Source organism: Bacillus sp. T17B1 (genome assembly GCF_026796395.1).
Classification (GTDB): Bacteria; Bacillota; Bacilli; order Bacillales; family Bacillaceae; genus Bacillus; species Bacillus spizizenii_A.
Genome location: NZ_JALAYA010000004.1, coordinates 31641 through 53541, shown reverse-complemented (window position 1 = coordinate 53541; position 21901 = coordinate 31641). Strand labels below are relative to the sequence as shown.

Sequence of the window (21901 nt, the reverse complement as noted above, 5' to 3'; positions counted from 1 at the left end):
AGGTGAAGGGAATGGTGCGAGAGAAAAAAAATCCGTCTTCTGCGCAAGTCAGCGCGGCGAGCGTAAAGGGAGATGCCGGTCCGACTCAGCATTACGGCGGCGGAAAACGGACAAGTCAAAATCAGCAGTATAAAAAACATAACATGGAACAATCATAATGCAGCTGCTTCCCGCGGCTGCTTTCACTTTTTCAAGATCCCTTTTAACACAAACGCTGCATTGGCGGGCCGTTCGGCAATTCTTCTCATAAAGTAGCTGAACCAGTCCGTTCCATATGGGACATACACACGCATTCTGTATCCTTCCTTGACGAGTTCCTTCTGCAGCTCCGGCCTGATGCCGTAAAGCATTTGAAACTCAAATTGTGACGCTGGAATATGATGCTCAGCTACGAGCTGTTTCGTAAACGCAATGATGTCATCGTCATGTGTGGCGATTGCTGTGTAATTCCCGCTTAACAGCTGGAGCTTTATGAGGCTTTGAAAATGAAGGTCTGTTCCTTTTTTGTCTGGAAACGCCACAGCTGCAGATTCTTTATAAGCGCCTTTCACAAGTCTGAGATTCGGCTTTAAATCGCGCATATTTCTGATATCTTCTGCCGCCCGGTATAGATATGCCTGAATCACCGTGCCGAGCATTTCAAATTCCTGTTTGCATTGCCTGTAGATAGCGAGTGTCTGTTCATAATGAGAATAGTCTTCCATATCAATAGTTACAGCAACACCATATTGCTTCGCAGCGGATAGAATGGCACGCAAATGAGATAGGGCAAGTTCTTCTGAAAGATCGAGCCCGATCGAGGTCAGCTTTAACGAAAGCTCTGAGTCCAATTGATGTTCTGCAATGGCTTGAATGGCTTTCTTGCATTCCTTTGCGACCTGATTTGCTTCTTTTTCTGAAGCGGCATACTCGCCTAAATAATCAATTGTCGCGCACAAACCGGATCTGTTTAGCTTTTTGACGGCCTTAACCACCGACTCAATTGTATCTCCTGCGACAAACCTTCGTGCTCCAAGCCGCGTCCCGTATGCTTTGGCGAACTTGGTAAGTGTTTTATTTTGAGATAAGAATAAAAACACATGTCTCAACATCCGACTCCCTCCTGCCTTCATCTTCAAAACACCTGTATATAACTCCCAGCCTGAAGGAAACTATAAAATGAACAGAAATCAAAGGAGGATCACAATGGACAATCAGCAGCAATCTCAAATGCCGCCTTCCGTTATTTCGACAAAGGATCATTTGTATCTAAATGACATGCTGAACTGGAATTTGCTCGCGATGAAAAAAGCGCATTTCATGGCGCAGCAGTGCCAGGATCATTCGTTAAAACAAGAACTCGACCGCGTCGGACACATGCATCATGATCACTATCAAAGAATATTAAAGCATCTGCAGCCAGGCCAGCAGCAGTCCGGCTACATCCAATAAGGAGGCGCCCAGAATGAATCAGCAAAATCAGAAAATCAGCAACCCGCAGACACCTGTACCGACAACTTCGGAGATGAATGACAGAGATTTCGTCAATGAATTGCTGACAACAGAAAAATACATGACAGCAGCTTATTGTACAGCCTTGAATGAATTCAGTCATGAGTCTCTCTATCAGGATATTCAATCCATTTTTGATGAGTCACAAAAAGCGCAAAGAAAACTGTATGATCTCATGTTCCAATATGGATGGTATTCTGTTGAAGCGGAGGATACCCAAAAGCTGCAGCAATCCTACCAAAAATTCCAGCAGACCATTCAGCAGCAGTCTCCTTATCAGCAATAAATAGTAAGAAAAAGGATACGATGTTCCTCGGGACATCTGTCCTTTTTTTGTATAAAATTGGTTGACTTTTTATTAATACTTATTTATATTTAATATGCATTAACTATTTTGTCATTAAAATATAAATACAGTATATGTAACAGAGGAGAAATGACTATGAAGAGTGCGGATCGGTTAATGACCGATATTCAATTATCGCTTCAGGCGCTCTTTCAAGAGATACAGCCTGAAATGCTGGAAAGCATGGAAAAACAAGGTGTCACCCCAGCGCAGCTGTTTGTGCTGGCCAGCTTAAAAAAACACGGCAGCCTCAAAATTTCTGAAATTGCCGAACGTATGGAGGTTAAGCCAAGCGCGGTGACATTAATGGCAGATCGCCTTGAACAAAAAAATCTCATCGCCAGAACACACAACACAAAAGACAGGCGAGTAATTGATCTCAGTCTTACTGATGAAGGAGACAGAAAGTTCGAGGAGGTTTTGGCAGGCAGAAAGGCCATTATGGCGCGGTACCTTTCCTTCTTGACGGAGGAGGAAATGCTTCAGGCGGCGCATATTACAGAAAAGCTCGCAAAGGCTGCAGCGGAAACTGACAAAAAGCAAAACATGAAAGAAGGAAACGGATGAAATGAGTAATGAGGGCAAACAATCAAAACGAACGTTATTAATAACAGGCTTAATTATTGCCATGTTTTTTTCAGCTCTTGACGGTACCATTGTCGGAACGGCCATGCCGAAAATTGTCGGTGATCTGGGCGGTTTGAGCATGATGACCTGGCTGACAACTGCATACCTGTTGACATCAACAACTGTCGTGCCGATTGCCGGTAAACTGGCCGATTTATTAGGACGGCGTATTGTCTATGTATCAGGCTTGATTATTTTTATGGCAGCTTCTGCTTTGTGCGGAATGGCCAACAATATGACAGAATTGATTATTTTCCGTGGACTGCAGGGCATCGGCGGAGGCATTATGATGCCGATGGCAATGATTGTCATTGGTGACTTGTTCACAGGAAAACAGCGTGCTAAATTCCAAGGGGTCTTTGGCGCGATTTACGGGCTTGCTTCAGTGATTGGGCCGCAAATCGGCGGCTGGATTGTAGACTCACTAAACTGGAAATGGGTTTTCTATATTAACCTTCCAGTCGGAATTATTGCGGTTATTTTTATTGCCAGAGGATTACAGGGTCGCCAGCAGACTGGTCCGATCAACTTCGATATTGCTGGTATTTTCACGATGATTGTCGGGGTTGTCAGCCTCCTTCTCGCCCTAAGCTTTGGCGGAAAAGATTATGCGTGGGGTTCATGGCAGATTCTTGGCTTGTTCGCACTCGCGCTGATCGGCATTGTCAGCTTTATTATCGTAGAATCAAAAGCGAAAGAGCCTATCCTGCCCATGTATCTATTTAAAAACAGAACGTTTACATTTTTAAATCTGATCGGCTTCTTTATGAGTATCGGAATGTTTGGTGCCATTACGTTTGTTCCTTTCTTTATGCAGGGAATTGTCGGTGTAAGCGCGTCTGAATCAGGCACGATTATGACACCGATGATGATCTCTATGATTATTACAAGTATTGCCGGCGGCCAGCTGGTTTATAAAATCGGCATTAAACCGCAAATCATTACAGGCATGCTGGTCATGGCCGGAGGATTCCTGCTGTTAACGACTTTGGATCTTGATACGAGCAAGCTTGTTGCTACATCGTATATGGCGATTATTGGGCTGGGAATGGGTCTGGTTATGCCGATTCTGACGTTGGCTTTACAGGAAAGCTTTTCGAAGGAGGAGCTTGGGGTTGTCACCTCTTCCAGCCAATTCTTCCGTTCGATCGGAGGAACATTCGGCATTACCATGCTTGGAGCCGTAATGAATGCGAGATCAGGGAGTCTATTAACAGATAAACTGGTGCCGTACTTAGACTCACTTCCAGCACAGGCAAGCTCATTTGCCGCCCAGCTAAAGGGTATGATTGATACAAATCCGCAAGTGCTGCTGCAATCACTGTTCAGCCCGGACGCAATCAAACAAATTCCTGCGGCTTTCTCATCCCATATTATGCCGATATTAAAAACATCGTTGATGGATTCACTTCACAGCGTGTTTTATACAGGCCTGATCTTTATTGCAGTAGGAGCCGTATTTACATTGTTCTTAAAACCTATCAAACTATCAAACAAGAAAACGGGAGAACAAGTAAAAGAGAAGGCGGCACAAGCAGTTGAATCACCTTCCCATTAACAGAGCACCCCGCGGGTATCAATCCGCGGGGTTTTATTATTCAATCATCTGAGCCCTTCCATTTCCGAAAGACCAATCCTCATCCTGATTTCCAGCCAGCATGATAAACACATCTTCTTGTCTTACGCCAAGCTCGGAATGAATCCGGATCGCGATTGAGCGGTAAAGTGCTCTTTTCTGTTCAGTTGTTCTTGACTGTTTCAACGTAAAATGAATGTATATCAATTCATCGGTGCGCTCGATCTGCAGATAAGACGGATCGTAAAAAAATTCATTATTTTCATATTGCCTGATGACTTGAAAGTAGTCATCTACCGGCACATTAATTTCTTCGGTCATCGATTTGTGAATGGTTCTGCTTAGTTTTTGAAGCCACGCTTCACTTCTTCCCGCCCGTAAATGAATCTGTACAAATGGCATCCCCCGCATCTCCTCTCTTTACAGCGTCTGTCCGCTGTCAATTGTGATGATTTGGCCTGTGAGTGATTCCTGTTCAACAAGCGAACAGATCAATTTGGCGACATCTTCCGGTTCAGCGATACGCTGTAACAGCAAAGTGCCGATCATGCTTTTCATTTTTTCTTCCCGGCCAGCCCACCATCTCGTTGCGACAGCTCCCGGTGCTACACCGCTCACTCTGATTTCGGGCGCTAAGGCGTGGGCCAATGATTTCGTTAAACCGTGCACCGCCGATTTTGACACTGCATAAGGCATAGATGAACCTGCCCCGGTTAACCCTGCGATGCTGCCGACATTTACGATCGCTCCAGCCTTGCTTTTTTTCATGAACGGAACCACTGCCCGCGCGCAGAAAAACATCCCTTTCACATTGACAGCGTATAACTCATCCCAGATGTCTTCTGTCGCAGCTTCAAGATCATCCATTGGAATATGCCGTGTAATGCTGGCATTGTTGACTAAAATATCAATCGTGCCATATGTTTTCACGATTGATTGAACCATATCCTGCACTTCGTTCTTTTTTGATACATCCGCTTGGATAGCGAAGGCTCGCCCGCCATGTCTTTGTATCATTTCCACTGTTTCCTCCGCTTCCGATTGTGAACGCGAATAATTCACCGCAACAATTGCTCCGCGTTTTGCCAATTCCATACTGGCTGCCCGTCCGATCCCTGTGCCGCCCCCCGTTATGAGAGCTATTTTGTCCATCACATTCATAGCCGCCACTCCCTACTGTTGATTAACATATCTTGCTGATTCCATTGTAATCCAGGCTAGATGTTACGTATAATGATTGTTAAAGATACTTGTTATCACTCAGATTGATAGCAAACGAAAGAGGCGTTCAAAATGGAAAGCGGAGATTTACGTGTGTTTCAAATGGTAGCCCGTGAAGGCTCCATTACGAAAGCAGCCCTGCAGCTTGGCTATGTGCAATCGAATGTCACGGCTAGAATTCAGCAATTGGAAGCTGAGCTGGGCACCATTCTGTTTTTGCGCCATAATCGGGGCATGACACTTTCTGCAAGCGGAAAACTGCTGCTCGACTACGCAAATAAAATTATCGGCCTGCTGGATGAAGCGTCTAAAGCGCTCTCATCTACCATAGAGCCAAGCGGGCCGCTTATGATCGGCTCCACTCAGACAACCGCCGCGGTGAGGCTTCCGAAGCTTCTGGCTTCTTACTATGAAGAACATCCTAACGTCCAGCTGTCTTTAACAACAGGACATACACAATTCCTCCTTGATAAAGTTCTCCGGTATGAATTGGATGGCGCGTTTATCGGATGCGAATGTAATCATCCTGAACTCGAATCCTATCCTGCATTTGAGGAAGAACCAGTGGTTGTTTCGGCTGCTTCTGTGACCGATGTTGAGGAAGCCATCACAAAGCCGATTCTCGTGTACAGCACAGGCTGTTCGTATCGAGAAACACTTGAAAAATGGCTGCGCTCTGTCGGTGTCACACAACCGGTCATGATGGAGTTTGGTACGCTTGAAGCGATTATCGGCGGGGTTACAGCAGGTCTTGGCATCTCGTTGTTGCCGAGAACGGTTGTACAGAAACACGAGGCTGAAGGATCGATTCGGCTGTACCCGCTGCCTGAAACTCTTAGGCAGATGAAAACAGAATTTATTGTCCGAAAAGATTCGTTTATCAGCAGCGCGCTGCGGACCTTTATGAATTCCTTCGCGCCAGATAAAACCGCAGAATCACAAAAAAGCAGTCTGCGATAATTGGCAGACTGCTTTTTTAGCTATTGTTTGTCTCGATGCGCTTCATTTAATTCCTTAATATGCTGAATGATAGCTTTAATGCCCTGCTTCGCGTCAGGATATGTCGCATTCCAATGCTTAGCGAGCGGCGGCATGCTTTTGGCGATATGCGTGTACAAAATCCATTGCTTCACTTCTTCTTTTAGCTCATTATTTGTCTCACCAAGCAGAAGCTCAGTATACTTCTCCAGCAATCCATCCAGCTGCTCCTGAAGTTTTTGTTCCATTCTCCATCTTCCTTTCGAAAAAACAGCAAGGAGCTTTCTCATGTGAAAGCTCCTTTCGCTGATGTTATTTATCCATGTGATGTGAAAGCCGCTTCCTGGACAATGCATCTGCCCCTGCCATGAGGAATACAAAGAGGCGTTCCGAACAGCGGGTCCTGTGTGACCTGACAGTTCATAGAAAAAACATGTCGCACAAGATCACAAGTGATGACTTCTTCCGGACGGCCTTCAGCATAAATACGTTTCTCTTTTATGGCCACAAGATGATGCGCGTAGCGGCATGCTAAGTTTAAGTCATGGAGAACCATGACGATCGTCCGCTCTTCCTTTTCATTTAACTCAAACAACAAATCAAGTATTTCAATTTGGTGCGTCATGTCTAAATACGTCGTCGGCTCGTCTAGAAGGATGATATCAGTCTCCTGCGCAAGCGTCATCGCGATCCAAGCCCGCTGGCGCTGTCCGCCTGACAAAGAATCGACGGCGCGGTCAGCCATGTCCTCAAGCTTTGTTGCTTTAAGCGCTCTCTCAACTGCTTCCTCATCCTCTTTTGACCATTGTTTCAGCCAGTTTTGATAAGGATATCTTCCTTGCTTCACCAGCTGATGTACTGTCAGCCCCTCTGGAGCCGAAGGACCCTGCGGCAGGATTGCGAGCTCTTTTGCGACTTCCTTCGTTGGAAGCTTGGCAATCGCTCTTCCTTCCAGCAGCACTGAACCGCCTCTCGGCTTCATCAAACGCGCTAATGAACGTAAAAGTGTCGATTTTCCGCAGCCGTTGCTGCCAATAAATACGGTAATTTCACCTTTGGGAATTGTTAAATCCAACTCATCAATAATAACGGCATCTCCGTATCCTAAGCTCAGCGTTTCTGTAGAAATTGCACTCATACCCATAACCGCTCCTTTTTGCTGGCTTTTTAGCAGCACTATGTATTACACGTTCTCTATATATTGCGATTTAAGTCAATTGTCATCAATGCAAGTGATTCGATGTTCAGCCATTTGATATGGTCATTTATCTCTCATTGTAGCAGAAAACAATGACTTTGAAAATCATTTTCAATTAGTTACTTGGACATAATTGACGTTTATAGGATTTTTTACATAATGTTATTTCTTAATTTCTCTGATTGATCCATTCTTCATCTTCAGCTTCAAGTTGATATGATCATAATGGGAGTCCAGATTAAATGCTGCCAGCACACTATGGATCACTTCTGTTTCTGCCATTTGGTCTGTCACGGAAAGCTCGCTCAAGATCATTTTCATCTCATCTAATGCTTCTTCTCCCTCTTGTTTGACGCCGGAGAGCTTATCCTGTATTTCCGCAGTTTCCTGAGTTCCGTTTTTTGTATATATGCTTTCATAACGATTATGCTCACCGTCTCCGTAGCTCACGCGAAGCGAGAAATTGCTGTAAGGAACAGACTTCTGCTGGGTGACGGCTGTATTTTCTCCTTCTGCCTGTTGCTGATCTTGATTGAGACGGCAGCCCGCAATCAGAACCACTGCGAGACAAACAGCCCCGGCTGCTCTGATCAAACGCATTATGTTTCCCCCCTGTAGGATTCCATTTATTTTAGGTATATCCAGAGAATGAAACCCTCATTCAGAGGAGAATTGAAAAAGCCGGGGCGTATAACGCCCCGGCTTCAGCATGTCGACAAATGCTCGCCCTTTCTAGACTTCAAGGGTTTTCATTTACTCAGTCAGTTGCAAAAAGGCTTCCGCGTCACGCACGGCAAGCTTGATGGCATTTTCCCAGAAATCGCGCTTCGTGATGTCAGCACCCAAATGCTTCATCGCCAAATCTTCCACGGTCATAGAAGCCGTATCGCGCAATAGCGCAATATACTTCTCTTCGAACGCGTTTTTTTCTTCAAGCGCCAGTGCGTAAATCCCCAGAGAAAACAGATAGCCGAACGTATAAGGGAAATTGTAAAACGGCACTCTCGTGATATGGAAGTGCAGCTTTGATGCCCAAAAGAGCGGATGGTACTCTCCTAACGAATTGCAGTATGCCTCTTTTTGTGCCTCCTCCATCAGCTCGTTCAAACGGCCGGCCGGGACGACTCCCCGCTTTCGTTCTTCGTAAAACCTCGTTTCGAATAGGAACCTTGCGTGGATATTCATGAAAAATGCAACGCTTCTTTGCACTTTATCCTCGAGAAGGAGAAGCTTTTCTTCCTTCGTCTTTGCCTGCTGGACAGCCGCATCCGCCACGATCATCTCAGCAAACGTTGAGGCCGTTTCCGCAACGTTCATGGCGTAGGACCGGTTTAACGGCCTGACGTTGAGCATCGCTTCCTGATGGAACGCATGTCCGAGCTCATGTGCAAGCGTTGAGACATTTGAGGCACTTCCCGAAAACGTCATGAAAATCCGCGATTCTCCGCTGTCCGGAAAGCTCGTGCAAAAACCGCCGACCCTTTTTCCGCTCCTGTCTTCCGCTTCAATCCAGCGGTCCCGAAACGCTTTTTCAGTGAAGGAGGACAGCTTCTTGCCAAACGTTGAAAACTGGCTGACAATGACATTTGCGGCTTCATCATATGAATAGGCCTTTCCATCAGACCCAATTGGGGCCTCAACATCGTACCAGCTAAGCTTTTCAAGGCCGAGCATGGATGCTTTCCGGTTCAAAAACTGAACGAACGGCTGCTTGTTTTCAGTGATGACCTGCCACATCGTATCCAGTGTTTCTTTTTTCATCCTATTGATCTGCAGCGGCTCCTTCAGGACATTCTCCCAGCCGCGCGCTTTATAGGTTTCAAGCCGGAACCCTGCTAAATGATTGAGCGTGTTGCTGAAAATATCCTGCTTGCTTTCCCAAGCTTGATGCAAACGTTCATATATTGTTTTTCTGACAGCGCGGTCTTGATGGCCCATCATATTTTCAGCCTGACCGACAGACAATTGCTTGTTCACACCGTTTTCCTCATACGGTATCGTCATTTTTCCGACGACCATATTGTATAAGTCACTCCAAGCATGATATCCGTCCACCGCAAGGTTTCCAATCAGTTTTTCTTTACCCGGGCTAAGCTTTTCGGCAACCCTCTGTCTTCTTTCATTTAATATGTACGATACATCGCGTAATCCCGGTTTTGTTAACAATTCATTCCACACGTTTTGTTCAATGGCCACCAGTTTATGATCTAATGTGACGAGGGATGATTGAAAACCTGCGGAAAGCCGATTCATAAGTGACTGATGCTCAGTAGCCTTTTGATCACTGATATTCTGGGCCTGAAGGCATGCAACAAAAGCACCTGCCTGCTGAAGCTTGACAGATGTCCGCTCGAATAAATCAAGCAAAGCAATCAGTCCTTCACCATCTTCAGGCGATTCAGGCACCTGAAACGCATCAGTCATGTCTTGAAATGCACTTAGACTTTGTGACAGCTTCTCGATATATCCTTTGAATTCTTCTGATTGGCTCCCTCCCTTAAAAAATGATTCAAGATCCCATCTTTGCTCTACCCCTTGCAGCGCCATCATACAAAACCCCTTTCCTTCTTTCGTTTTATTATAGAACAATTCTGAATTATTGTATAAAAATTTCTTTTATAGGCGTCATTTTCTGTTCATGATTGTACAATAGATGTAGCAGTAAATAGGAGGTATATAATGAATAAAAAAATCGCGATCGTAACAGGAGCGTCCAGAGGCTTTGGTCAGCTGGCAGCCGTAAAGCTCGCCAAGTCATTTTTCGTGATTGCCACTACAAGACAGCCTGAGAAAGCTGAACAGCTTCGGGAATTGGCCGCAGCACACAATGTGGCTGATTCTATTCACATTACCGCTCTCGATGTCACAGATGAGCAGTCCATAGCCTCATTCGGAAAAGCCATTAGTGCTTACGCTCCTATTGATCTTCTTGTCAACAACGCCGGCACGGCTTACGGAGGATTTGTCGAGGATGTGCCGATGGAACATTTCAGGCAACAATTTGAAACGAATGTCTTCGGAGTGATTCATGTGACAAAAACCGTTCTGCCTTACATAAGAAAGCATAGCGGAGCAAAGATTATAAACGTGAGCAGCATCAGCGGCCTAACCGGATTCCCTGCGTTGTCGCCTTATGCATCTTCCAAGCATGCATTGGAGGGTTTTTCTGAGAGCCTGCGTGTGGAGCTGCTTCCGTTCGGTATCCAAACCGCTTTGATTGAGCCAGGCTCATACAGGACATCGATCTGGTCCACATCATTATCAAATTATATGTCGATGCCTGCTGACGATTCAGCCTATCATCAATACTATAAGAAGATTCTTTCCTACGTTGAAAAAAACGCAGATGAAAGCGGAGATCCCCAAGAGGTTGCCGACCTCATTTATCAATTGGCAACAAAACAGCACGTAAAGAAATTGCGATACCCGATCGGAAAAGGCATCAAGCTTACCTTGTTATTCCGATCGCTTTTTCCTTGGTCTGCGTGGGAATCTATACTGATGAAAAACCTATTCAGATCATCTAAATTATAATTATTATAATTTAGTATTGATTTTTAATTAGTATGTGTTATAATTAAATCAACAGATCACAAGGAGGACGTAACTTATGAAAACTGAAAATGCAAAAACAAATCAAACCTTAGTTGAGAATTCAATGAACACACAATTATCAAACTGGTTTCTTTTATACTCTAAGCTCCACCGTTTCCATTGGTATGTAAAAGGGCCGCATTTCTTTACATTACATGAAAAATTTGAAGAACTGTATGACCATGCGGCTGAAACAGTCGATACCATTGCTGAACGCCTGCTGGCGATCGGCGGACAGCCTGTTGCCACATTGAAGGAATACACTGAGCATGCGTCTATCACAGACGGCGGAAACGAAACATCAGCGTCAGAAATGGTACAAGCATTGGTAAATGACTACAAACAAATCAGCAGCGAATCTAAATTCGTGATCGGACTGGCTGAAGAAAATCAAGACAATGCGACAGCAGATTTGTTTGTCGGATTAATTGATGAAGTTGAAAAACAAGTGTGGATGCTTTCCGCTTACTTAGGATAAAAAAAAGCTGAACCCTTTTCGGGTTCAGCTTTTTGATTACCGTTTAGCTTGTGATGCTTTCTGTCTGCTTGGTCAGTGTCACGTTTAAGGTTTTCGTTTTTCCGTTCCGCAGCACTTGAATTGTCGTTTTATCTCCGACTTTCAAGTCTTTGTATAGGATCTGACGAATATCCGCGCTGCTTTCCACGTCTTTACCGTTTAGTTTGACAATGACATCCTCTGATTTGATACCAGCTTTTGCTGCCGGTGAATTTGCCTGAACTTCTTTTACATAAACACCTTTGCCCAATTGATCTCCAAACAGGCCGAGTGTATTTTCCTGATACGTTTCAGGAACTTGGGACATATCAATCATTTGCACACCTAAAAACGGACGATCTACCTTCCCGTTTTCCAGCAGCTGGTCAACGATCGGTTCGACATCATTGCTTGGGATCGCAAATCCAAGTGACTCCACGCCGCTTTCGCTCACCTTCAAACTGTTGATGCCGATGACCTGGCCGCTTGCATTGATTAATGGGCCTCCGCTGTTCCCCGGGTTGATTGCTGCATCGGTTTGCAGCACATTCATTTCCACAGTACCTTGTGTTGTATCCACATCAATTGTCCGGTTCAGTCCGCTGATAATGCCTTGTGTCACCGTACCGGAAAACTGCTGTCCGAGCGGATTTCCGATGGCGATGACCTTTTCGCCCGTGCGCAGCTGTGAAGAGTCACCGAAGCTCGCCACTTTTTTGATGTTCTTGCTGCTGATTTCCAGAACAGCCAAATCAGTTATCGTATCACTGCCGACTAGCTTGGCAGTCTCCGTTTCTCCGTTGTAAAGCGTAACAGTCAATTTATTTGCGCCTTCAACGACATGGTTGTTTGTAATAATATATGCTTTATTGCTGTCTTTTTTGAAAATGACGCCTGACCCCGTTCCGCTTTCACTTTCTGAGCTTGAGCCGCCTCCCGTGCCAAATGTGTTATTTTGCGAGGTTTGGATATTGGAGATGCCAACAATCGTCGGCTCTAAATCCTCCACCATATCAGCGACGTTTGAAGCGTTCGTGATCGGTGCCGTTGTAAAATTATCTGACTGCACTTGTTTATTTGCCGAAACAGTCTCGGTCTGATCATGGTCTGACGGCAGATAAGGCGCGATGCCGAGCATCAGGCCACCGCCGATAATTCCGCCTAAGATCGGGCTCAGCCATGCGGCTCTCCGTTTCTTTTCTTTTTTCACAGCCGTTTCTTTCTTTTCCATTTCGATAGCAGAAGCCGTTTCTTGCCGTCCCGTTCCATACGAAACAGGCGCGTCAAGCAATTCCTGTTCAGGATGTTCAATCGGCTGCCGGTTTTCTGTATTCTGATGTTCTGTCTGTGAAGAGCCTGTTTGGTGTTGATCGTTTTGGTCATCACGTCGATAATCCATGTTCTTACACTCCTTTAACGGTTTTTCATTTATCGTTACATATTCATCCCATGTACAAGTTCAATTGTCCCAATAATGATGAGAAAAGCAAAGCACCAAAATAGAATATCTTTGATCATCCTACATCTTCCTCACTTATATCTCTTCCTTTCTTCCCTTATACATATCATAAACAAACATTGTGGGATAAAAATGAAAAGAATATGTGAAATTATGAAAATTGCCTGCCGTATGTTAAAACTAGATTATAATGACGTTGAAAGGATGTGAAGAGCCTTGTCATACACCATTTATCTAGTTGAAGATGAGGACAACCTGAATGAACTGCTGACGAAGTATTTAGAGAATGAGGGCTGGAACATTACATCTTTTACGAAAGGTGAAGACGCCAGAAAGAAAATGACACCGTCTCCCCACCTGTGGATTCTCGATATCATGCTGCCGGATACCGACGGCTATGCATTAATAAAAGAAATCAAAGCGAAAGATCCTGACGTACCGGTCATTTTTATTTCCGCCCGAGATGCAGATATTGACAGAGTCCTTGGCTTAGAGCTTGGCAGCAATGACTACATTTCAAAGCCGTTTCTGCCGCGGGAGCTGATTATACGTGTGCAAAAGCTTCTTGAGCTCGTCTATAAAGAAGCTCCGCCTGTACAAAAAAATGAGATCGCTGTTTCCTCTTACCGGGTCGCTGAAGACGCCCGCGAGGTTTATGATGAAAACGGCAATATCATCAATTTGACGTCGAAGGAATTTGATCTGCTGCTCTTATTTATCCATCATAAAGGACATCCATACTCTCGTGAGGATATTCTCGTAAAAGTGTGGGGGCATGACTACTTCGGAACGGATCGGGTCGTCGATGATCTCGTCCGGAGACTGCGCAGAAAGATGCCAGAATTGAAGGTTGAAACGATTTACGGGTTCGGCTACAGGATGATGTCATCATGAAAAACAAGCCGCTCGCGTTTCAAATATGGGTTGTCATATCCGGCATCCTGTTAGCGATTTCCATTTTGCTGCTCGTGTTATTTTCAAACACGCTGCGCGATTTCTTTACCAATGAAACGTATACGACAATTGAAAATGAGCAGCATGTTCTGACGGAGTACCGCCTGCCGGGTTCAATTGAAAGGCGCTACTACAGCGAGGAAGCTACGGCGCCTACAACTGTCCGCTCCGTACAGCACGTGCTTCTGCCTGAAAATGAAGATGCTTCTTCAGACAGGGATTTAAGCATTCTCTCGTCTTCGTTTATCCATAAAGTGTACAAGCTCGCCGATAAACAGGAGACCAAAAAGAAACGGTACAGCGCCGACGTCAATGGAGAGAAAGTGTTTTTTGTCATTAAAAAGGGACTTTCCGTCAATGGACAATCAGCTATGATGCTGTCTTACGCGCTTGATTCGTATCGGGACGATCTGGCCCTTACTCTCTTCAAACAGCTTCTGTTTATTATAGCTGTTGTCATTTTATTAAGCTGGATTCCCGCAATTTGGCTTGCAAAGTATTTATCAAGGCCTCTCGTGTCATTTGAAAAGCACGTCAAACGGATTTCCGAACAGGATTGGGATGACCCAGTGATAGTGGATCGGAAAGATGAGATCGGCAAATTGGGCCATACCATCGAAGAGATGCGCCAAGAACTTGTGAAAAAGGACGAAACAGAAAGAACCCTATTGCAAAATATCTCTCACGACCTAAAAACGCCGGTTATGGTCATCAGAGGCTATACGCAATCGATTAAAGACGGAATTTTCCCTAAAGGAGATCTAGAAAATACAGTAGATGTCATTGAAGGCGAAGCCCTTAAGCTGGAGAAAAAAATAAAGGATTTATTATATTTAACGAAGCTGGATTATTTAGCAAAGCAATCAGTGCAGCATGACATGTTCAGTATCTTGGAAGTAACAGAAGAAGTCATCGAAAGACTGAAGTGGGCGCGGAAAGAATTATCGTGGGAAATTGATGTAGAAGAAGACATTCTGATGCCGGGCGATCCGGAGCAATGGAACAAACTCCTTGAAAATATTCTGGAAAATCAAATCCGCTACGCTGAGACAAAGATAGAAATCAGCATGAAACAAGATGATCCGAATATCGTGATCACCATTAAAAATGACGGACCGCATATTGAAGATGAGATGCTCTCCAGCCTTTATGAGCCTTTTAATAAAGGGAAGAAAGGCGAATTCGGCATTGGTCTAAGCATCGTAAAACGAATTTTAACTCTTCATAAGGCGTCTATCTCAATTGAAAATGACAAAACGGGTGTAACATACCGCATAGCAGTGCCAAAATAGACTGTACATGTTTTTGCAGTCTATTTTTTATGTGAAAGAATAGCCGTTGAAATCTCTGTAATTTGTTTTGAGCGGCTGTTTGCATTGATGAACCCATTTTTTCTCAGACAAGGTCTGCTTCGGATATTTGACTTTCTCCACTTTGATTCCTCTGTTTCGCAAGCGGCTGATCATTTCGTCCAATTCTTTCATTCTAGATTCACCCTTTCGCTTGAGCTTTGACCATTCGGTCATCTCAATTTATAATATAAATAATACATGATAAAAAAACAAGTTACAATAAGGTTAATTTTATAACAGAAGGTGTGACTATATGGTCATATCCTGTACAGGCCTCCGGGCTTTGAAAGGGTGGAACCATTGAAGGAAAAAGAAAAGCTAATTATTGAAACAGCCTTAAAACTATTTGCCCAAAAAGGATACAACTCAACATCAGTTCAGGAAATCGCAAAAGAATGCAAAATATCTAAAGGCGCTTTTTATATTTATTTTCCTTCGAAAGAAGCGCTTCTTCTGTCTATGCTGAACTACTATTATGATAAAACGTTTACCCGAATTTTAAATATTAAAACGAAGGGAGACAGCCCCAGAACAGCTTACCGTAAACAGCTGACCGTGCTCTATGAAAACATCCTTGAACACAAGGATTTTATCAGCATGCAGATGAAGGAAAGTTCTCTGCCTTACACGGAGGAAGTAGAGCAATGCGCCAAAAAAATCCGCCAGTCCTCACTTCAATTTCATATCGACAGCCTGCTGAACATTTACGGAAAAAAAGCGGAACCGTATACTGCAGAGCTTTGTTTTTTAATAGAGGGCATCAGCCAGATTTACCTAGAATGTATGATTTTGCTCGGCTATACTGTGAAGCCGGATCAATTAGCTGATATCATTATGAATAGAATTGATGATATGGTAAAAGGCATGTCTGAACGAAACGATAAGCCTTTCATCACATTGGAAGAGGCAAGCTCTTTATTTGGGCCTCTTACGCACGGACGGCCTGACCCGCTGACTGAATCGATTGTGAAAAGCCTTCGTGACAAAATTAACAGCTTAAACACAAACTCCTCTCTTGAATTATCGGAGAGCTTGGACATACTTGAAGCAGAAATGAAGAAAAAAACACCGAAGCTGGCGATCATAAAAGGAATGATCCATAACCTGACCGAGTCTGAAGCTCTCGCCAAAGATGCGGAGCAGCTTAAATATCTATTAAAACAGCAACATATTTAGAAGAACGGCTGCTTAAAAAGCAGCCGTTTTTTCTTCTATTATGCCTTTGGTTTTACCATATCTTCCGGCTTAACCATTTCATTAAATTGCTCCTCTGTCAGCAATTCTAGCTTCAAAGCAGCTTCTTTCAGCGTCAATCCCTCTTTATGGGCTAGCTTGGCGATTTTCGCCGCGTTTTCATATCCAATATGCGGGTTTAGCGCCGTTACAAGCATTAATGAATTTGACAGGTTTTCCTGGATGGTTTCTTTGTCGGGCTCAATACCGACAGCACATTTATCATGGAATGACTTCATGCCGTCACTCAGCAGCTGCACTGATTGCAGGAAGTTGTAAATGATAACAGGCTTAAACACGTTCAGTTCAAAGTTCCCCTGACTCGCCGCAAAACCGATTGTCGCATCGTTCCCCATAATTTGCGCTGCGATCATTGTCAATGCTTCACTTTGTGTCGGGTTGACTTTACCAGGCATAATGGAGCTGCCCGGCTCATTTTCAGGAATGACGATTTCCCCGATGCCGCAGCGAGGTCCGCTAGCAAGCCATCTGACATCGTTTGCGATTTTCATTAAATCAGCCGCAAGCGCTTTTAATGCACCATGCGCATAAGTGATTTCATCATGGCTTGTCAGCGCGTGGAATTTATTCGGCGAGCTGCTGAACGTTTGGCCTGTCAGTTTTGTGATCTCTTCTGAGACAAGCTCTCCAAACTCTGGGTGAGCGTTGATTCCCGTTCCGACAGCCGTTCCACCAATTGCAAGCGCACGCATTTTATCTGTCGCTTCCAAAATCATTTCCTTCGAACGATCCAGCATGTAAACCCATCCGCTGATTTCTTGTCCGAGCGTTAGAGGCGTAGCATCCTGAAGGTGCGTGCGTCCGATTTTGACAATGTCGGTGTATGCTTTCGCTTTTTCATCCAATGTATTGCGAAGCTGGTCAAGCGCAGGCACTAGCTGTTCGTAAACAGCTAATACAGCAGCAACATGCATTGCAGTCGGGAATGTGTCGTTTGAGCTTTGGCTGCGGTTTACATCATCATTTGGATGAATCGTTTGATCTGAGTTCTTTTCTTTTAATAAAGCAGTCGCTCGGTTGGCTACCACTTCGTTCATGTTCATATTGCTTTGTGTGCCGCTTCCGGTTTGCCATACGACAAGCGGAAAGTTGTCATCGTATTTGCCTTTGAGCACATCATCACAAACCGCTGCAATCGCTTCCGCTTTTTCCGCGTCCAGATTGCCAAGGCGTTTATTAGCGAGAGCTGTGCTTCGTTTTAATATTGCAAACGCCTTCACAACACGCATCGGCATTTTTTCAGAACCGATCTTGAAGTTCTCCTTGCTTCGCTGTGTTTGGGCGCCCCAAAATTTATCAGCAGGAACTTTCACTTCTCCCATGGTGTCTCGTTCAATTCTGTATTCCATTTATGTATCCCTCCATAACGGTTGCTTCAATAGATCATAATTCGCCAGTGATACAGAAAGTCCTCTTTATTTTTCGAGCTTGGATGATTTTAATTTTAATTCTAAATATACGCGGGAATCCTTTGAATATTTGTACTTCGGATTCGTCCTGCCGTACTCCTTTGATGTATAGGAGACATCATAATGCTTTTCAAATGATTTAATGAGCTGTTCTATTTCTTCTTGTTTTCCAGCAAGCCTTACCTGTGCCACTTCGTATCCTCCGCTTTCATAAAAAAACTTACACCATGAAATACTCTAACACAGTATATCATTTTTTTAACAGGAAAAGATAACCTCTACTAAGGTTTTGGATAAGAGGTGACCTCGTTGGAACAAACAAAGTTTAAGGAATATATACACGATAATTTAGCATTAGTGCTTCCAAAATTAAAAGAAAACGATGATTTGGTGAAAAACAAAAAAATGCTCTCCAACGGTCTTGTTTTTTACTATCTCTATTTTAGTGAACTGAATGATCAGAAACAGGTTGCAGAATCGATTAAAACCTTAATCAAAGATGAAGAGACCCTTACGCTTGACCAAGTCAAAAAACGCCTTGACCAGCTTGACGCAAGGCCTGTTGAAACTGCCGAAAAAACGACTGAGGCCATTCTCAGCGGCAAGTGTGCTGTGTTTATCAACGGATTGGACAAAGTCTTTATTTTGTCGACTGAAAAGAAAAAAACAAGGAGCCTGGCAGAGCCGACAACTGAAAAAGTGGTGCGCGGACCAAAAGTTGCGTTTGTAGAGGATATCGATACAAATATGGCTCTCATTAGGCAAAGGACTAACCATCCAAAACTCATTACAAAAAAAATCATGATCGGCAAAAACAAGCTGAAGTCGGCGGCCATTATGTACATTGAGGGCAAAGCAAAAAAGTCCGTCATAAAAGAAGTTAAAGCGCGGCTTAACAATGTTCAGCTGGAGGATATCCAGGATAGCGGAACACTTGAGGAGCTCATTGAAGATAATAAATATTCGCCGTTTCCGCAGATTCAAAATACGGAAAGACCCGATAAGGTATCGTCGGCCCTGTTTAACGGCCGTGTGGCCATTTTGGTCGACAATTCACCATTTGTGCTGCTGGTACCGGTTTCTCTCGGCATCCTGATGCAGTCCCCGGATGACTACTATGAACGCTGGATTTCAGCATCTCTTATCCGGTCGCTGCGTTTTGCATCTATCTTCATTACCTTGTTTTTGTCTTCGATTTATATCGCACTCGTTTCCTTCCATCAAGGACTTCTGCCGACCGCGCTCGCCGTTACGATATCGGCAAACAGGGAAAACGTGCCCTTTCCGCCGATATTTGAAGCCCTGCTGATGGAAGTAACCATCGAGTTGCTGAGGGAAGCCGGGCTGCGCCTCCCCAACCCGCTCGGCCAGACAATAGGGCTCGTTGGGGGCGTTGTCATCGGACAGGCGGCTGTAGAGGCGAATCTCGTCAGCTCGATTATGGTTATCGTTGTCAGCGTCATTGCCCTTGCATCCTTTACCGTTCCCCAATACGGAATGGGGCTGTCTTTCCGGGTGCTGCGTTTTATTTCGATGTTTTCCGCCGCTATTCTCGGGCTGTATGGGATTATTTTATTTATGCTTGTTATTTATACGCACTTAACGAGACAATCGAGCTTTGGATTTCCGTATTTTTCGCCAAACGGATTCTTCAGCCTGAAAAATACGGATGATTCCATTATCCGTCTCCCAATAAAAAACAAACCAAAAGAGGCGAATAATCCAAATGAGCCAAAAACAGACTCCAAACAAACTTAATACCTTCCAAGGGATTTCTATTATTGCGAATACGATGCTCGGCGCCGGTCTGTTAACATTGCCGAGAGCGCTGACCACTAAGGCCAACACCCCTGACGGCTGGATTACGCTCACATTAGAAGGCGTTATATTCATTTTGTTCATTTATTTAAATACGCTTATTCAGAAAAAACATCATTACCCTTCTCTATTTGAGTATTTGCAGGAAGGGCTCGGAAAATGGATCGGAAGCATTATCGGCCTTTTGATCAGCTGCTATTTTATCGGAGTGGCCAGCTTTGAAACCCGGGCGATGGCCGAAATGGTGAAGTTTTTCCTGCTGGAGAAGACGCCGATTCAGATCATTATTTTCACGTTTATCTGCTGTGGCATCTATTTAATTGTAGGGGGATTAAGTGATGTATCGCGGCTGTTCCCCTTTTATTTAACGGTAACAATTATTATTTTGCTGATTGTGTTTGGGATCAGTTTTAAAATTTTTGACATCAATAATTTGCGACCCGTCTTAGGTGAAGGCCTTGGACCCATTGCAAACTCCCTTACCGTCGTTTCCATCTCTTTTTTAGGAATGGAAGTGATGCTGTTTCTTCCTGAACATATGAAGAAAAAGAAATATACATTCAGATACGCGGCTATCGGCTTTTTGATTCCGATTATTTTATATATCCTGACGTATGTCATCGTTGTCGGGGCTTTGACCGCACCTGAGGTGAAGACGCTGATCTGGCCAACAATTTCTCTCTTTCAGTCCTTTGAGCTCAAAGGAATATTCATTGAAAGGTTTGAATCGTTTTTACTGATCGTCTGGATCATTCAATTTTTCACAACGTTTGTCATTTACGGATATTTTGCCGCTAACGGGCTGAAGAAGACGTTCGGATTATCCACTAAAAAAAGCATGGTGCTCATCGGCGCGGCTGTCTATTATTTTTCTCTATGGCCGGATGACGCCAATCAAGTCATGATGTACAGCGATTATCTCGGGTACATTTTCGTCTGCCTGTTTCTGCTCCCCTTCATTCTGTTTTTCATTGTCGCTCTCAAAAGGAGGATTACAGCAAAATGAAAATCCGGATTTTAAGTATGTTCATATGCACCCTGTTGCTGTCCGGATGCTGGGACAGCCAAAATATTGAGGATTTAAGCTTGGTAATCGGTGTAGGGCTAGACAAGCCGGATGATAAAAATTTAGAACTGACACAGCAGATTCTTATCCCGAAAAAAATCAGCTCCAAAGAGGGCTCTTCATCTGACCCGACACAGCTTTCTATCACAAAGGGTGAAACTGTCCATCAAATGATGCGAACATCTGCATTAAAGCATAACCCTACGTTTTCACAGCATTTGCGTCTTATTCTGCTTTCGAAGAGCGTGATTGCGGATCATATTGGTATGGACGCGATCATTAACCAGTTTGTCAGAGACAACGGAACAAGGAGGAGTTCGTACGTCTTTGTCACCGATGGCACAACTAAGGATATATTTAAAATAAATGTTCAAGGCGAGCCCGCATCCAATGTGATTTATGACCTGACGGAGAATAATACGGTGACGATCAGAATGATGGAGCCTGTTACACTGGGTGAGATCTCAGAACACTTGACCTCTGACGATTCATTCCTCATCCCTCATGTCGGTGAGGAAAACGGAAAACTCGCGATAAACGGGGCTACTATCATCAAAGATAAATTATGGAACCGGAATTTAACACCGGGTGAGGTTCAAAATATCAACTTATTTACAGGCACTGTCGAAGGAGGCGTCATTGATATGAGGCATAATGGCAACCTTTTTTCTTATGAAGTGTACTCCAGTAATCGCAAGATCAAGACAGACTACAAGGACGGAAAGTTCAAATTCACCGTCACACGGAATATTGAAGGGCGTTTATCCGAGGACTGGGATTCCAATGAAGATTCATTTAAGGATTCATATATCAAAGATATTGAAAAGACAGTCGAAAAACGATTACAAAAAACAGTAACACAATTTATTACAGGCACGCTGCAGAAAGATATCAAGGCAGATGTAACCGGGCTGGGAAACGAGGTCAGAATTCATTATCCTCAACAGTGGAAAAAGATTGCAAGAAAATGGGATGATGATTATTTCAGCAATGCGGAAATAGACTACCGGGTCAATGTGGTTGTCAGAGACTTCGGGACGAAAGGCGCAAATAAATAGAAGA

At 44.1% G+C, this 21901-nt stretch carries 25 protein-coding genes; 14 read left to right on the top strand and 11 right to left on the bottom strand.

Annotated elements, in window-relative coordinates; translation table 11 throughout:
- The first annotated feature begins 11 nt into the window (after positions 1-11).
- The gene (locus MOF34_RS03005) at positions 12-158 is read left to right on the top strand and encodes a YuzL family protein (RefSeq protein ID WP_003222772.1); all 147 of its coding nucleotides are present in this window, start codon (positions 12-14) and stop codon (positions 156-158) included.
- 24 nt (positions 159-182) lie between these two features.
- Here the strand turns inward: MOF34_RS03005 and MOF34_RS03000 are convergent, their stop codons facing one another.
- Positions 183-1091, bottom strand: coding sequence for a proline dehydrogenase (locus MOF34_RS03000; protein ID WP_268398469.1), 909 nt, complete (start codon positions 1089-1091; stop codon positions 183-185).
- A gap of 94 nt (positions 1092-1185) precedes the next feature.
- On the opposite strand from MOF34_RS03000, the gene MOF34_RS02995 reads away from it, so the two are divergent.
- From MOF34_RS02995 to mdtP, 4 genes are all read left to right on the top strand, one after another.
- Positions 1186-1431 carry a hypothetical protein gene (locus tag MOF34_RS02995; protein WP_019715660.1) on the top strand — a complete coding sequence of 82 codons (246 nt, stop codon included), beginning with the start codon at positions 1186-1188 and terminating at the stop codon, positions 1429-1431.
- Between the two features lie 13 nt (positions 1432-1444).
- Positions 1445-1777, top strand: coding sequence for a spore coat protein (locus MOF34_RS02990; protein ID WP_019715661.1), 333 nt, complete (start codon positions 1445-1447; stop codon positions 1775-1777).
- Between the two features lie 156 nt (positions 1778-1933).
- Entirely contained in the window at positions 1934-2404 is a 471-nt protein-coding gene (locus tag MOF34_RS02985; RefSeq protein ID WP_268398468.1) for a MarR family transcriptional regulator, read from the top strand.
- Position 2405: 1 nt separating this feature from the next.
- Complete coding sequence (mdtP, locus tag MOF34_RS02980; RefSeq protein WP_268398466.1) at positions 2406-4022, top strand: multidrug efflux MFS transporter MdtP; 1617 nt, start codon at positions 2406-2408, stop codon at positions 4020-4022.
- A gap of 36 nt (positions 4023-4058) precedes the next feature.
- Here mdtP and MOF34_RS02975 read toward each other — a convergent pair whose 3' ends face one another.
- Together MOF34_RS02975 and MOF34_RS02970 are read right to left on the bottom strand one after the other, a co-directional pair.
- Entirely contained in the window at positions 4059-4442 is a 384-nt protein-coding gene (locus MOF34_RS02975) for a tautomerase family protein (protein ID WP_268398464.1), read from the bottom strand.
- Positions 4443-4460: 18 nt separating this feature from the next.
- Positions 4461-5201, bottom strand: coding sequence for an SDR family NAD(P)-dependent oxidoreductase (locus MOF34_RS02970; RefSeq protein WP_268398461.1), 741 nt, complete (start codon positions 5199-5201; stop codon positions 4461-4463).
- 132 nt (positions 5202-5333) lie between these two features.
- Here MOF34_RS02970 and MOF34_RS02965 point away from each other — a divergent pair, with 132 nt between their 5' ends.
- On the top strand, positions 5334-6221 hold the full coding sequence (locus MOF34_RS02965) for a LysR family transcriptional regulator (RefSeq protein ID WP_268398458.1): 888 nt from the start codon (positions 5334-5336) through the stop codon (positions 6219-6221).
- 20 nt (positions 6222-6241) lie between these two features.
- On the opposite strand, the gene MOF34_RS02960 is transcribed toward MOF34_RS02965, so the two are convergent.
- The 4 genes from MOF34_RS02960 to MOF34_RS02945 form a co-directional block, all read right to left on the bottom strand.
- Entirely contained in the window at positions 6242-6529 is a 288-nt protein-coding gene (locus MOF34_RS02960) for a YusU family protein (protein ID WP_268398457.1), read from the bottom strand.
- Between the two features lie 26 nt (positions 6530-6555).
- Entirely contained in the window at positions 6556-7383 is an 828-nt protein-coding gene (locus MOF34_RS02955) for an ABC transporter ATP-binding protein (RefSeq protein ID WP_268398455.1), read from the bottom strand.
- Positions 7384-7599: 216 nt separating this feature from the next.
- Positions 7600-8037 carry a YusW family protein gene (locus tag MOF34_RS02950; protein ID WP_268398454.1) on the bottom strand — a complete coding sequence of 146 codons (438 nt, stop codon included), beginning with the start codon at positions 8035-8037 and terminating at the stop codon, positions 7600-7602.
- 153 nt (positions 8038-8190) lie between these two features.
- A complete protein-coding gene (locus MOF34_RS02945; protein WP_268398453.1) occupies positions 8191-9984 on the bottom strand; it encodes a M3 family oligoendopeptidase in 1794 nt (597 codons plus the stop codon).
- 132 nt (positions 9985-10116) lie between these two features.
- Here MOF34_RS02945 and MOF34_RS02940 point away from each other — a divergent pair, with 132 nt between their 5' ends.
- Entirely contained in the window at positions 10117-10971 is an 855-nt protein-coding gene (locus MOF34_RS02940) for an oxidoreductase (protein WP_268398451.1), read from the top strand.
- A gap of 76 nt (positions 10972-11047) precedes the next feature.
- Positions 11048-11509: a metalloregulation DNA-binding stress protein MgrA gene (mrgA, locus tag MOF34_RS02935; RefSeq protein ID WP_003221689.1), complete on the top strand. Its 462-nt coding sequence runs from the start codon at positions 11048-11050 to the stop codon at positions 11507-11509.
- Between the two features lie 43 nt (positions 11510-11552).
- Here mrgA and MOF34_RS02930 read toward each other — a convergent pair whose 3' ends face one another.
- Positions 11553-12926, bottom strand: a complete 1374-nt coding sequence (locus MOF34_RS02930) for a S1C family serine protease (protein WP_019715672.1) — start codon at positions 12924-12926, stop codon at positions 11553-11555.
- 276 nt (positions 12927-13202) lie between these two features.
- On the opposite strand from MOF34_RS02930, the gene cssR reads away from it, so the two are divergent.
- Positions 13203-13880 (top strand): secretion stress-responsive two-component system response regulator CssR, encoded by a 678-nt coding sequence (gene cssR, locus MOF34_RS02925; RefSeq protein WP_019715673.1) that lies wholly within the window; start codon positions 13203-13205, stop codon positions 13878-13880.
- Positions 13877-15232 carry a secretion stress-responsive two-component system sensor histidine kinase CssS gene (gene cssS, locus MOF34_RS02920; protein ID WP_268398449.1) on the top strand — a complete coding sequence of 452 codons (1356 nt, stop codon included), beginning with the start codon at positions 13877-13879 and terminating at the stop codon, positions 15230-15232. Before cssR ends, cssS begins: the two co-directional genes overlap by 4 nt.
- Before the next feature lie 27 nt (positions 15233-15259).
- Here the strand turns inward: cssS and spxO are convergent, their stop codons facing one another.
- The gene (gene spxO / locus MOF34_RS02915) at positions 15260-15424 is read right to left on the bottom strand and encodes an anti-adapter protein SpxO (RefSeq protein WP_019715675.1); all 165 of its coding nucleotides are present in this window, start codon (positions 15422-15424) and stop codon (positions 15260-15262) included.
- A gap of 168 nt (positions 15425-15592) precedes the next feature.
- Between spxO and MOF34_RS02910 the strand changes: the two genes are divergently transcribed.
- Positions 15593-16468 carry a TetR/AcrR family transcriptional regulator gene (locus tag MOF34_RS02910; RefSeq protein WP_019715676.1) on the top strand — a complete coding sequence of 292 codons (876 nt, stop codon included), beginning with the start codon at positions 15593-15595 and terminating at the stop codon, positions 16466-16468.
- Between the two features lie 38 nt (positions 16469-16506).
- On the opposite strand, the gene fumC is transcribed toward MOF34_RS02910, so the two are convergent.
- Entirely contained in the window at positions 16507-17895 is a 1389-nt protein-coding gene (fumC, locus tag MOF34_RS02905; RefSeq protein WP_268398447.1) for a class II fumarate hydratase, read from the bottom strand.
- Between the two features lie 66 nt (positions 17896-17961).
- The gene (locus tag MOF34_RS02900) at positions 17962-18147 is read right to left on the bottom strand and encodes a YvzF family protein (protein ID WP_268398445.1); all 186 of its coding nucleotides are present in this window, start codon (positions 18145-18147) and stop codon (positions 17962-17964) included.
- A 117-nt stretch (positions 18148-18264) separates the two neighbouring features.
- On the opposite strand from MOF34_RS02900, the gene MOF34_RS02895 reads away from it, so the two are divergent.
- The 3 genes from MOF34_RS02895 to MOF34_RS02885 are packed head-to-tail and all read left to right on the top strand — an operon-like array spanning position 18265 to position 21897.
- Positions 18265-19713, top strand: coding sequence for a spore germination protein (locus MOF34_RS02895; RefSeq protein ID WP_268398444.1), 1449 nt, complete (start codon positions 18265-18267; stop codon positions 19711-19713).
- On the top strand, positions 19682-20779 hold the full coding sequence (locus MOF34_RS02890) for a spore germination protein (protein ID WP_268398442.1): 1098 nt from the start codon (positions 19682-19684) through the stop codon (positions 20777-20779). The genes MOF34_RS02895 and MOF34_RS02890 overlap by 32 nt, the downstream gene beginning before the upstream one ends.
- Positions 20776-21897, top strand: a complete 1122-nt coding sequence (locus MOF34_RS02885; protein ID WP_268398441.1) for a Ger(x)C family spore germination protein — start codon at positions 20776-20778, stop codon at positions 21895-21897. Before MOF34_RS02890 ends, MOF34_RS02885 begins: the two co-directional genes overlap by 4 nt.
- Positions 21898-21901 lie beyond the last annotated feature (4 nt).